The sequence below is a fragment of the Dactylosporangium aurantiacum genome, from assembly GCF_000716715.1.
GTDB lineage: Bacteria > Actinomycetota > Actinomycetes > Mycobacteriales > Micromonosporaceae > Dactylosporangium > Dactylosporangium aurantiacum.
In genome coordinates this window covers 135,045-147,734 of the sequence record NZ_JNYJ01000038.1, presented here as the reverse complement: position 1 = coordinate 147,734, position 12,690 = coordinate 135,045, and the positions used below count along the sequence as shown (strand labels likewise).

General features: G+C 68.6%; 9 protein-coding genes and 1 pseudogene. 5 read left to right on the top strand and 5 right to left on the bottom strand.

Annotated elements, in window-relative coordinates:
• The first annotated feature begins 148 nt into the window (after window positions 1-148).
• The 4 genes and pseudogenes from OP18_RS35695 to folE all read left to right on the top strand — a co-directional run bounded on the left by OP18_RS35695 (window position 149) and on the right by folE (window position 5,370).
• Window positions 149-1,768: a gamma-glutamyltransferase family protein gene (locus OP18_RS35695; RefSeq protein ID WP_033363531.1), complete on the top strand. Its 1,620-nt coding sequence runs from the start codon at window positions 149-151 to the stop codon at window positions 1,766-1,768.
• 85 nt (window positions 1,769-1,853) lie between these two features.
• Window positions 1,854-2,429, top strand: a complete 576-nt coding sequence (gene hpt, locus OP18_RS35690; RefSeq protein WP_033363530.1) for a hypoxanthine phosphoribosyltransferase — start codon at window positions 1,854-1,856, stop codon at window positions 2,427-2,429.
• 212 nt (window positions 2,430-2,641) lie between these two features.
• A pseudogene (gene ftsH / locus OP18_RS35685) lies at window positions 2,642-4,526 on the top strand (ATP-dependent zinc metalloprotease FtsH); the annotation flags it as partial.
• 211 nt (window positions 4,527-4,737) lie between these two features.
• Window positions 4,738-5,370, top strand: coding sequence for a GTP cyclohydrolase I FolE (gene folE, locus OP18_RS35680; RefSeq protein WP_033363529.1), 633 nt, complete (start codon window positions 4,738-4,740; stop codon window positions 5,368-5,370).
• A 122-nt stretch (window positions 5,371-5,492) separates the two neighbouring features.
• Here folE and OP18_RS53530 read toward each other — a convergent pair whose 3' ends face one another.
• Window positions 5,493-7,511, bottom strand: coding sequence for a hypothetical protein (locus OP18_RS53530; RefSeq protein ID WP_052387815.1), 2,019 nt, complete (start codon window positions 7,509-7,511; stop codon window positions 5,493-5,495).
• 321 nt (window positions 7,512-7,832) lie between these two features.
• On the opposite strand from OP18_RS53530, the gene OP18_RS35670 reads away from it, so the two are divergent.
• Window positions 7,833-8,456: a hypothetical protein gene (locus OP18_RS35670; RefSeq protein ID WP_156090028.1), complete on the top strand. Its 624-nt coding sequence runs from the start codon at window positions 7,833-7,835 to the stop codon at window positions 8,454-8,456.
• Here OP18_RS35670 and OP18_RS35665 read toward each other — a convergent pair whose 3' ends face one another.
• The 4 genes from OP18_RS35665 to OP18_RS61100 are packed head-to-tail and all read right to left on the bottom strand — an operon-like array spanning window position 8,457 to window position 12,687.
• A complete protein-coding gene (locus tag OP18_RS35665) occupies window positions 8,457-9,086 on the bottom strand; it encodes a hypothetical protein (RefSeq protein WP_052387814.1) in 630 nt (209 codons plus the stop codon).
• Window positions 9,083-10,219 carry a M23 family metallopeptidase gene (locus OP18_RS35660; RefSeq protein WP_033363527.1) on the bottom strand — a complete coding sequence of 379 codons (1,137 nt, stop codon included), beginning with the start codon at window positions 10,217-10,219 and terminating at the stop codon, window positions 9,083-9,085. Before OP18_RS35660 ends, OP18_RS35665 begins: the two co-directional genes overlap by 4 nt.
• On the bottom strand, window positions 10,216-10,758 hold the full coding sequence (locus tag OP18_RS35655; protein ID WP_033363526.1) for a hypothetical protein: 543 nt from the start codon (window positions 10,756-10,758) through the stop codon (window positions 10,216-10,218). The genes OP18_RS35660 and OP18_RS35655 overlap by 4 nt, the downstream gene beginning before the upstream one ends.
• A 6-nt stretch (window positions 10,759-10,764) precedes the next feature.
• A complete protein-coding gene (locus OP18_RS61100) occupies window positions 10,765-12,687 on the bottom strand; it encodes a DMT family transporter (RefSeq protein ID WP_052387845.1) in 1,923 nt (640 codons plus the stop codon).
• Window positions 12,688-12,690: the final 3 nt, after the last annotated feature.

Sequence of the window (12,690 nt, the reverse complement as noted above, 5' to 3'; positions counted from 1 at the left end):
CCGGCCTCCGTCCTGCGGCGTATCGACCCTGGGCCGGCCGCGCCGCCTGGGACAAGGCCGACGCGGCACGGTGGGCCGAGCGCCGTCGGCACGGTGGGCCGAGCGCCGTCGGCACCGCACGCCGGCCTGTGTCGCTTAAGATCAACCGATGTCGAACCACCTGCATCCGCGCCGGGCGGTCTACGCGCCGCGGGGGGTCGTGGCGACCACGCAGCCGCTCGCCGCGTCCGCCGGGCTCGCCGTCCTGCGCCGGGGCGGCAACGCCGTCGACGCGGCCATCGCGACCGCGGCCGCGCTGACCGTGCTGCAGCCGGGGTCGAACGACATCGGCAGTGACCTGTTCGCCCTGGTGTGGGATGGTTCACAGCTGCACGGGCTGAACGGCTCCGGGAAGTCGCCCGCGCTGCTGACCCGGGACCTGGTCCTCGACCGGGAGCCGGCCGCCCGGGCCGCGGCCGCGCTCGGCGGGGCGCAGGCCCTCGCCGCCCAGGTCATGCCCGCCCGGGGCTGGCTGCCGGTGACCGTGCCCGGCGCCCCGGCCGGCTGGCGTGACCTGCACGAACGGTTCGGGTCGCGGCCGTTCGCGGAGCTGTTCGAGGATGCCGTCGCGTACGCCGAGCACGGCTACCCCGTCTCGCCGACCGTCGCTCACCACTGGGACCGCGCCGTCGAAGTGGTCCAGGCCGGCCTGTCCGGCGAGGAGTTCACGGAGTGGAGTCGCGTCTTCACGTACGGCGGCCGGGCGCCGCGGGCGGGGGAGCGCTTCAGCAACCCCGACGCCGCCCGCACGCTGCGCTCGATCGCGGGGACCGGCGCGGCCTCGTTCTACCGGGGTGAGCTCGCCGAGGCGATGGTGGCGCACGCCGAACGGACCGGTGGCCTGCTGCGCGAGGCCGATCTGGCCGGGCACGCGTCGCTCTGGGTCGAGCCGCTGTCGGTCCGGTACCGCGACCACGACGTCTGGGAGCTGCCACCGAACGGGCAGGGCATCGCCGCGCTGCAGGCACTCGGCATCCTGGACGGCTTCGCCGCCGGTGGCGAGGAGGACCTGCACCGCCAGATCGAGGCGGTGAAACTGGGCTTCGCCGACGCGCACGCGTACGTGGGGGATCCGGCGCTGGTGGTACAGCCGCCGCATTGGCTGGATCCCGGCTACCTGGCGCGACGCCGGGCGCGCATCGGCGACCGGGCGGTCGAGCACCCTCCGGGCGACCCGGCGCGGGGCGGGACGGTCTACCTGTGCACCGCGGACGCCGACGGGCTCATGGTCAGCCTGGTCCAGTCGAACTACATGGGCTTCGGCTCGCACGTGGTGGTGCCCGGCACGGGGTTCAGCCTGCAGAACCGCGGTGCCGGGTTCGCGCTCGCCGAAGGTCACCCGAACGCGGTCGGGCCGGGGCGGCGGCCGTTCCACACGATCATCCCGGGCTTCCTGACCAGGGACGGCGCGGCGGTCGGACCGTTCGGCGTGATGGGTGGCCACATGCAGCCACAGGGCCACGTGCAGGTGGTCCGCTCGACCGTCGACGACCTGCTGGATCCGCAGGCCGCGCTCGACCGGCCGCGCTGGTACTGGCACACGGGGCTGGACGTGCGCCTCGAGCCGGGCCTCGCACACGCCGCCGACGGCCTGCGCCGCCGCGGTCACGAGGTGCGCGTCGTCGACGAGCAGGGGGCGTTCGGGTACGGGCAGGCGATCTGGCGCACCCCGTCCGGCTATGTCGCCGGATCCGAGCCGCGGGCCGACGGCGCGGCCGTGGGGTACTGACCCCCACCGCCGGCCGCTGCGACGCGGATCTCTTGGAGGGTGACCCGCCGTCGATCCGGAAGAGCCGATACGGCAGGCTAGGTGTATGGCCGACGGCACCACCTGGCACGCGTCCGACATCGACCACGTGATCATCAGCGAGGAGCAGATCCGCGAGAAGACCGCGGAGCTCGCGAAGCAGGTGGCGGCGGACTATTCCGACGCCGAGTCCATCCTCCTGGTCGGTGTGCTCAAGGGCGCCGTCATGTTCATGGCGGACTTCGCCCGCGCGCTGGGGCGGGTCGGTCCACCGGTGGAGCTCGAGTTCATGGCCGTTTCGTCGTACGGGCAGGGCACCACGTCCTCCGGGGTCGTGCGGATCCTCAAGGACCTGGACCGCGACATCGCCGGCCGGCACGTGATCGTGGTCGAGGACATCGTCGACTCGGGTCTCACACTGTCGTGGCTGCTCAAGTACCTGCAGAGCCGCTCCGCGGCGCAGGTCGACGTGGTGGCGCTGCTGCGCAAGCCCGATGCGCTGAGAGTGAACGTGCCGGTGCGCTACGTCGGGTACGACATCCCCAGCGAGTTCGTCGTCGGCTACGGGCTCGACTACGCCGAGCGGTACCGTGACCTGCCCTTCGTCGGCGTGCTCAAGCCGTCGGTCTACGGGCGCGGCTGACCCCGTCCTTCCTGGGAGTCTGCTGGGAGCATCAGCGTCCCGGCCCACGCCGATCCGCGACTGTCGGTGCCACGGTGTACCGTCAAATGGTCACGAGCGTCAACCGGGCCATACTCCTCGACGCTTTTGACATCGCGTCGGCACAGTGGGTCCGGCGCGGTCAGCGGCCTTACGGATGGAGGGGCCGGGCGCCGCGTGCGCCCGACGACAACATGGAACGTACCCGTTTGTTCCGCCGGCCGGTGGTCTGGATCCTCCTCGTGATCATCGGTGCGATCATTCTGAGTTCCTTCTTCACGTCCGGCCCCAGCTACACGAAGGCGGACACATCGCAGGTGCTTGCCCTGTTGCGTGAGGGCAAGGCCAAGAAGGCGGTGATTCAGGACAAGGAGCAGACGCTCAGGCTTGACCTGCGGTCGAAGGAAACAATCAAGAACACCAAGACGGACAAGGTCGAGACGCAGTTCTCCGCACAGTTCGCCGATGATCTCCAGACGGAGCTCGCGACGTTGCAGGCGGACAAGAAGCTCGACCAGTACAACGTCAATGTCACGCAGGACAACATATTCGTCAGCCTGCTGATCAACTTGCTGCCCATCGCGGTGCTGGTCGTGCTGCTGCTGCTGTTCATGTCGCAGATGCAGGGCGGCGGCTCCAGGGTGCTCAACTTCGGCAAGTCGAAGGCGAAGCTGATCTCCAAGGACACGCCGAAGACGACGTTCGCCGACGTGGCCGGCTCCGACGAGGCTGTCGAGGAGCTGCACGAGATCAAGGACTTCCTGCAGGCCCCGGCGAAGTACCAGGCCCTCGGCGCCAAGATCCCGAAGGGCGTCCTGCTCTACGGCCCGCCCGGCACCGGTAAGACGCTGCTGGCCCGCGCCGTCGCCGGCGAGGCCGGGGTGCCGTTCTACTCGATCTCCGGCTCGGACTTCGTCGAGATGTTCGTCGGTGTCGGTGCCTCCCGGGTCCGTGACCTGTTCGAGCAGGCCAAGGCGAACGCGCCCGCCATCGTCTTCGTCGACGAGATCGACGCCGTCGGCCGCCACCGCGGCGCCGGCATGGGCGGCGGTCACGACGAGCGCGAGCAGACGCTCAACCAGCTCCTCGTCGAGATGGACGGCTTCGACACCAAGGGCGGCGTGATCCTGATCGCGGCCACCAACCGGCCCGACATCCTCGACCCCGCCCTGCTGCGGCCGGGCCGCTTCGACCGGCAGATCGCCGTCGACCGCCCCGACATGGAGGGCCGCAAGGCCATCCTCCGGGTGCACGCGAAGGGCAAGCCCTTCACGCCCGACGTCGACCTCGACTCGGTCGCCCGCCGCACGCCCGGCTTCACGGGCGCGGACCTGGCCAACGTCATCAACGAGGCAGCGCTGCTGACCGCACGTAACGAGAAGCGTGCGATCACCAACGACTACCTCGAAGAGGCCATCGACCGGGTCATCGCGGGCCCGGAGCGGCGCACCCGCATCATGAGCGACCACGAGAAGCGGGTCACCGCCTACCACGAGGGCGGTCACGCGCTCGTCGCCTGGGCGCTGCCGCACTCCGCTCCGGTGCACAAGGTGACGATCCTGTCCCGCGGCCGTTCACTGGGCCACACGCTGGTCCTGCCGACCGAGGACAAGTACACGCAGACCCGCTCCGAGATGATCGACACCCTGGCCTACGCGCTGGGTGGCCGGGCCGCCGAGGAGCTCGTCTTCCACGAGCCGACCACCGGTGCCGGCAACGACATCGAGAAGGCCACCGCCCTTGCCCGCTCCATGATCACGGAGTACGGCATGAGCGCCAAGCTCGGCGCCGTCAAGTACGGCGTGGGCGACGGCGAGCCGTTCCTGGGCCGCACGATGGGCCACGAGCGGGACTACTCGGAGAAGGTCGCGGCCGAGATCGACGGCGAGATGCGCGCCCTCATCGAGATCGCGCACGACGAGGCGTGGGAGATCCTGGTCGAGTACCGCGACGTCCTCGACCAGATCGTCGAGGAGCTGTTCGAGAAGGAGACCATCTCCCAGGCCGACATGGCCCGCATCTGCGCCCGCGTCGTCAAGCGGCCGCCGATGGCGCCGTACAGCGGCAACGGCCGCCGGCGGCGGGCCCTGGAGCCCGGCGCGAACGGCGCCGAGGTCGGCCAGCCGGTCGGGGTGAACGGCGACGGTGACCACGTGCGGATCACCAGCGGCGGCGAGACCACGGACGGTAAGAGCTGAACGAGATCAGCAGCACCGAGCCCGACGACAATGTCGTCGGGCTCGGTGCGTCCCTGGACACCACCGCGGACCACTTCGACGCCGACGCCGCGGTGGAGCTCGACCATGTCGCCGCCCGGCTCGTCAGCGGCAAGCTCGGCGGCGTCGAGGTCGAGCGCAACGTCGACCTGAAGCGCATCGAGGCCGCGGTCCGCGAGATCCTCCTCGCCGTCGGCGAGGACCCCGACCGCGACGGGCTGCGCAAGACGCCCGCCCGGGTCGCCCGCGCGTACGCCGAGCTCTTCGCCGGCCTGCGCGTCGACCCCGCCCAGGTCCTGTCCACGACGTTCGAGGCCGACCACGAGGAGCTCGTGCTCGTCCGCGACATCGAGGTCACGTCGATGTGCGAGCACCACCTGCTGCCGTTCCACGGCGTCGCGCACATCGGCTACATCCCCGGCCACGACGGCCGCATCACCGGCCTGTCGAAGCTGGCCAGGCTCGTCGAGGTGTATGCCCGCCGCCCGCAGGTCCAGGAGCGGCTCACCTCGCAGATCGCCGACCTGCTGATGTCCGAGCTCAACCCGCGCGGCGTCATCGTGGTCATCGAGTGCACGCACCTGTGCATGTCGATGCGTGGCATCCAGAAGGGTGGCTCGCGGACGATCACGTCTGCCGTACGAGGGCTGCTGCGCGACGACGCGAAGTCCCGCGCCGAGGCGATGTCGCTCATCCTGCGCAGCTAGCTTTTCACTGTCCGTGCTGTTCCGGGCCGGTCCGGCCAGCCCGCTCGTTGGTCGGGCCGGTCCGCTTGCCGGTCCGGGCCGGTCCGCTTGCTGGTCCGGGCCGGTCCGCTTGCCGGTCCGGGTCAGTCCAGGAACAGCACGGCGGCGAACACGATCATCGGGATCAGCGACAGCAGGCTGATCGCCATGCCCATCACCGGGGTCCTCGACGTGGGCCGGCGGGTCGTCGCCCCGATCGTCAGCCAGCCCAGCCCGAACGCCAGCGCCGGCAGCACCAGCGCGCACGGCAGTGCCAGCAGGCTGATCTCGTCGAACCGCTCACCCGCCAGCAGCGTCGGCACCTGGACCACCGCCGCGAGCACCGCGAACGTGAAGTACACCGCGGCGTTGATCCAGACCCGTGTACTGGACGCCGTGCCGGCCCCGTCGGGCGTGGCGAGGGCCGCCTCAGACTGCTTCAGACCGGCCGCCGCGACGCGGAGGGCATGGGACACCCTCCCGGGCAGGGAATCGGGCGCTGGAGGGCTCAGCGGGCGTACGGCGCCCGTTCCGGTGGCGTTGGTGGCCACGGACACGGGGACGCCGCTGACCGCCGCCGGGCGGACGGGGCCACCGCTGACCTGTTTCGCCGGGACACCGCTCACCGGCGGGCGGTAGACCGGTTGCGCGCCGGTCGGGCCGTGCAAGGCGCCGCCGGTCCCGGGGTACTGCTGGAACGGGCCCATGATCGCGCCGGTGTTGCCCGCGGTGCTGCCCATGTAGAGGTTGCCCGTCGGCGGTGGCGGCGCCGGGCTGCTCACCCCGGGCGCCGCGGGCGGCGCGCTGACGGGCAGCGTCGCCGTGCGCGAACCCTGCTGCGGGTACGCCGCCGGCGGTGCCGACGCCGGGACCGGGGCGCCTCCGCGGCGGCGTCCGGCGGCGGGCTGCGCCGCGCCGGTGAGCACCGCCGCGGCGGCCTGCGTCTCCTGCCAGCTCGGCACGAGCTCGAACGGCCGGCCGCCGACCTCCTGGGCCACCTCGGTCAGGTACGCCTGATGGTGGGCGAGCTTCGCCCGGATCGCGGACAGGTCGTCGCGGGCCGCCTTCAGTGCCGCCTTGTGCTCCGCGACGACCGCGATCACCTCCCGCCGCACCGCGTCGAGCCGCTGCCCCGCGGCCACGTAGTTGAGCCACGCGGTCCGGCTCGGCTCACCCATCTGGACCGGCGGGGAGCCCCAGGGGCCGGCCAGTTGGGCGCAGACACGGCGTACCAGATCGGCGGGCGGATCGGGGTCGAGGTAGACCGGAGCATTGAGCCTGGCCGGCGTCACGCCGGTGCCCGAGAACGTGGCGCCGGGCGGGTCACCCACCCAGGCGTGCGGGTTGCGGATCGCGATCTGCGTCGCGTGCGGCAGCGGCGCCTGCGTCGTCTCCGCCGTCAACGGCGGCGGCGGCCAGCCCGCGGCGATCAGGTGCAACCGTCCGGCCGGCCCCGCGTGCGCCAGCCCCGCGATCCTCGCCAGGTCCCGGCCCTCGGTCAGCTCGGGCAGCGACGCGATCACGATCAGCAGCGTCGGCCCAGGCCCGTCAGTCCGGGCGGCGATCCATTGCTCGCCCTCGTCCAGTACGGCACGCAACCCCTCCGCGTCGCTGACCGGCGGCGGCATGATCGATTCGATGCCGGTGAACCACCCGAACGTGGCCCCCGAGTCCACCGCGTCCACGGCCCTGATCCGCACCGACCCCGGCGGCGACGACGCGAGCAGCCGCAGCACCAGGCTGCGCAGCAAACCCGCGACCCGACTGTCCCTGGCATCGGCGTCGATGGCGATGTGCCCCGCCCGCAGCAACGGCACCACCACCGGGAACCGCGCGTCGTCGAGCGGATGCGCCTGCCCGACCCGCACGAACGTGGGCGGCAACGGCCCCCCGAGCGGCGTGGTCGGCGCGAGCGCGTCCAGCTGCGCCCCCAGCCACCCTGGGGCCAGCAGGTTCGCATCGGCCCGCAGCTCCGCCGTCAGGTCGTGCTGTTCCGCGTACTGCCCCGCCGGCGCCGCACTCGGCGAGTACCCGTCAAGGATCGGCCCGGCGGCGGCGACCAGCGCAGCGGTGTGCCGGTGCAGCGCAGCCGCTCGCTCGATCCGTGCCCGCAGGCGTGCCACCGTGCCCCTTTCCGATCCAGCAGATGCGGGAACGGTAACGCAGACCGCGGAAGCAGTCAGTAGGCGCACTGGGACTCTTACGTTCCCGCAGGTGCAGGCTTCGGCGCACCAACGTTCCACACCCTCTTCTGATCTTGCGAGGGTGTGGCGGGTACTTGCCGGTGGTGGTTGGGCGTGTTTATGCCTTGAGCGGGCTGACGTCTTCGCCCCCTGGGCGGGCGGCGTCTTACAGCTGGGCGGGCGGCGTCTTATGGCCGGGCGGGTCGGCACCCGCGGCGCGGGAGGGTGCCTGTCGCCCCTCGGGCGGATAGCCTCTGAGGCGTGGATCCATCGAAGCCTCACGAGCCGAGCGTCGATCAAAACAGGTCGATCCCGCGATCCAGGCCGGGCAGCGATGAGGTGCTCGAGGGCGAGATCATCGGCAAGGACGAGCCGCTCGGCCGCCCGGGTGCGGTTCCTCCACGCCCACCGGAGGCCGTGAAGAGCGGCCTCGGCTTCCGCAAGACCCTGCTCCTGGTGATAGCCGTCGTGGCGATGGGTTTGTGCCTGGGGGGCTCGATCACCGCTTACGTCTTGTACGACAAAGCCACCCAACCGGACCGCAGCAGTCCTACGGTGACGCTGCAGCAGTATCTGAACGCTCGATTCAACACGCGTGATGAGGCGAGAGCCTCAATCTTCACATGTTCTTCGCCGAACCTAAGTGCAGTAGATCGTGCGATCGGCGACATCAAGACGCTTGAGTCAAGGTTTAACATCTCGATCACGGCATCCTTTTCCGACATGGCGGTCGCCGCCGTGGGTGAAGATTCGTCAGTGCATGTGAAAATCAACCTCGCCATTCCTGAAGATGGGGACAGGAAGTCGGTTCAGGTTCAGGAGTGGAAATTTATTGTTACTTACGGCGGCAACTGGCGCGTTTGCAGTGCGGAGAGACTCTCTTGACTACTCAACCCAGACCAGATGGATCGGTAGTTCGAGTGTTTTAGGCGCCTGCCCGCTCCACGCCCACCGATACCAGTCCAACTCCTTGCACACCCGAACGCAGATATCACCCTCTGCGCTGTTGTACGGCTCTGTAACAGCCCGCAGATCCCGCTCATCTCTGCCAACTTTGTCATCCGGCCCCGGCAACCGAACAACCCTCAACCCGGTAACAATCCCCACCGCCCGCACCGGCTGCGGCGGCCGGGCCGGCGGCGCGTCAAGCGACACCAGCCGCCCCACCAGATCCACGTCATTCCCAGCAGGCGTCACCGACGCCGAAACCCGCTCCACCCAGACCCGCTCCACCGGCACCAGCGGCGCGAATACCTCGGTCTGTTCCGACTCAGCCCGGTACCATTCCTGCTCCGGCAGCACTGGCACATAGGTACGACTCGCCTGCACCACGGCATCGTCGACGCGCAGGTCGCCGCGCCAGCCCAAGCCAGGCAGGCCCACCATCGCGCGCCGACCGCGCAGGTCCCGAACGGCGGCTGCCGGCACCAGTTCAATGCCAGCCGGAATGCGCTCGCTGTTGCCCGCGATCAGGTCCCAGTCGGGAAGGTCGTCCGCACCGGGGAAATCGCTCACGGTTCGGCTCCCAACGGTGCGCCCATCAGCTGCATGAACTGCACCGGGTCGACGGCACCGTTCTTGCTCGAATCATTGTTCCGGTGTGTCTCGAAGTGCAGGTGGGGGCCGGAGGAATGACCTGAGGTGCCCGACACTCCGATCTCCTGACCGGGCGCGACGCTCTGGCCGACCACCACGTACGGTTGTTTCACCATGTGGCAGTACCGCGTGATGATGCCATTCGCGTGCATGATGTCGACGAACCAGCCACAGCCGCGAACCGACGGCGAACCATCCCGGTCGCACCCCCACGGCTTGCCGTTCGGGCCGATCGCGTCGCAGCGGACCTTGATGACGCGGCCCGCCGCCGCGGCGTGGATGACGGTGCCACGCGGAACGATGAGGTCGACGCCCTGATGGGTCGGTCGCGACGCCGTGCGGAACCCGGAGCCGACCTTTCCCTTGACCGGCGCCGTCCAGCCGGACGCGGCGATCTGCCCGGCGTTGACGCACTGCAGATCGGTCTGGTCGCCGACCGCACGCGCAGCGCCTCCGGTCAATGAGTTTACGACCGTCGAGGCCAGTTCCTCGTGTTTGGCATAAGCGTTGGGGTACGCGCTACGCTGCACCTTCTGTGCCGCCCTGGTCAGGCTCATGGTCTGCCAGCCGGGAATGGTCACCAGCTTCTCGTAGAATTTCCGCGACGCGTACTGGGGATCCATGATCTGCTCGGGTGTGCCCCATCCGGTGCTCGGACGTTGCTGGAACAGTCCCAGCGAATCGTGGTCGTTGCGCTTTCCGAGATTCGGCAGGTTCCGCAGCCACGATTCCTGCATCGCGGTCGCGACGGCGATGACCCAACCGCGCGGCGGCACTTTCAGATCCTGCCCCACCCGCACGATGATGGCGGCGTTACGCACCTGCTCCTGGTCGAGTCGGCGGTGATTCGGCATTTCCGCCGCGACGTCCACCAGTTTGCCGTTGCCGCATCCCGCGTCATAGGTGGCGGTCTTTGTCGCCGCGTCGAGGAAGAACGACACCACGCCCCCGCCGCAGCACACCAGCGCCAGCACCGCGGCGAGCGCGATCAGCAGTGCCGGGCGAATCCTGCGCCGCCCGCCGTCCTCATTCGTGCCTTCGAGGTCGCTCACGCCACCTCCCAGTCCAGCGAGGTGACCAGCCAGTGCCCATTGATGGCCTCCAGCTGCAGCACGATTGTTCCGCCGTCGGCCGGTACCTTCGCGGTCACAGCCTGACCCAAGTCCTCCAGGACCGTCGCACCGGTGATCGTGGCGGTCGGAACGTCGCTGGGATCGGTGTCGGCGAGGTCCTCCATCAGCTCGCTCGTCGCGTCCGGTTTCAGCGCCGCCCGCCACTGGTCCCCGGTGACTCCGGGCTTGCGAATCCACGCCTTCGCGAACCGCGTGGCCACCGTACCGGCGTCCGCCGCCCCTTTACTCAGCGACGGCGCCGCTGAGGCCGGCTCGTCCTGCACCCCGTCGTCGCCGAGCGAACTGAACGGATCTGGTGACGTCGTCACCGGAGCGACGGTCGGACCGAGCGCACCATTGCCCGGCGCGTCATCACCGTTGAATACGGTACGGCCGAATCCGACAACCACCAGCACCACGACAATGAGCACCATCGCGATGCCGTACCGCGTGCCGAGCAGACGCAGAACCGTACGCATGGATGCTCACCCCGGCAGGTTTGCCGACTCCGGCCGTCGAGCCGGCGTCCGGTCCGCCGTGGACCGGTCCGAGTCGGGTCGATAAATCGAATACGACGGTGCCGTCTCCGCCGGCGAATCCGGCTCTTCCCAAACCGGATCGCGCCGCCGCCGCTGCGGACTGTCCTGCCGAGCCGGCCGTTCCTCGGGCCGCGCCACACGTTCCCCGGCGCCCGTGGTCCGCTCGCCGACCCCCACAGCCAACGAATCCTCGTCCCGCGATTCCGGCCGCTGCTGTACCAAGCCGCTTTCACCGCGCTGCCGGGGTTCGTTGGTACCCCCGGCGTCAACGACCTTCAGGGCAGCCGCCTGGCGCACGTCACGAAGGAACAAACGGTGCCAACTACCGGCGGAGGTAATCGCCCGCGTGGAGTCCTTGCCACCGAGCTGCGTGATCCGACGGTACGGACGCAGCAAAAGCCAGCCGACGACCCCGGTGAGCCAGATCAACAGCACCTGCAGCCATCCAGCGAGCGAGGCGGTACCGAGAATCAAACTGACCGCGAAGAGATAGATGGCAGATCCGGTGCCAAAGATGATGATGTTGAACATCGCCGCGATGACCGCGTTACCGAGCCGCCGCAGTCCAGCATTGGCCGGCCGAAGCAGTCCCACCGTCCCCAAAATCGGCGATGCGATGACCGCCCACCGGAAGATCAGGAACCCGAGAATCACCAGCACGGAAGCAGTGATGTCAAAGAGGGCGAAGAACAAAGCCGAAAGGATGGCCAGGAACCCCGCTCCAATGCGGTCCATGCCTTTGCTGCCTTGTAGGTGCTGATAGGCCTCTGGGTCTTCTGTCTTGATTTGTTCGGAAATTCGCATCCAACGCTGTTGCTTTTGCTCGGTGAGGGTCTTCCGCATCGTTGATCCGATCGGGGGGCCTGGCTGCTTTGCGCGGATTCGCTCCTCTTCCTTTGTTGCTGCGAGTCTCTCATCGGCACGTATACTCTCGATGTCCTGCCATGAGAAAGATTTTGCGTCGTACAGGGCTGGACCGTACTTCGTAGCCGTGACGCTGTCGGCGGAACCAAGAGTTCCGCGGAGCCAGTTGCGGTACAGCAGTCCATCAACAACTGTGTCACTGGCACGGGCTGCCGGGGGTCGCACATCTCGACATGCTGAAGTATCTGGATTTCGGCATTGGTCCGCTGGGATGCTTTCATTTGGCGGTCCGACTGCGTCGTGAATGATCCCTAGACTCGAAATGAGCGTCCGATCTGCCAATCCGGCGGACCAGGTGGGCCACGAGGCGATCGCGGTGATCAGAGCCATGACAAAGACGGCCCAGCCTGCTGTTGTGACGGCACTGGACAAGTCCGACTGTCGTGAGCGCCAGAGCAGATAGAGGCCAACGACTGTAAGGGTAACTGCGCCGAATGCAGTAAAAACTTTCGTGTAAACCGCTTTCGTTGCGGTCTCAACGAGTGGATCTGCCCAGCCCCACATATACGTTGGATCCCACGCGCGTTCCCTGACCGCATTCGAAGCTCCGATAATGCCGGTTGCGATCAAGAACTCGCCGTTCGCAATTGTCGTCTCAAATTCGGCACTCGGATTAGTGACTACCGAAGCGCATTTGAGGTCGTAGGTAGTAAAGTCGTATCCAGCGTAACCATACTCGCTGTGTCTGAACCAGAGGCGAGATCCTCGATCTGGAGCCGGCTCCGTGGCGAACCACCCGGCCACACCGGAATCAGGGGCACTTGGTGTCGGAGCATCCAAGCAGCTAACCCGAGATTGAACATCGACTTGCAGTCGATCTGCGCAGTTTTGGAAGTTGCCTTGCAGTCGCCACTCCTCAACGGAGCACAACCCGCCCTCTGGTGCCCGCAATGGTCCCGGCGTGGCGGTTGCCACCCCTACCGGTCCGCCGAACAACGTCGCCATCGC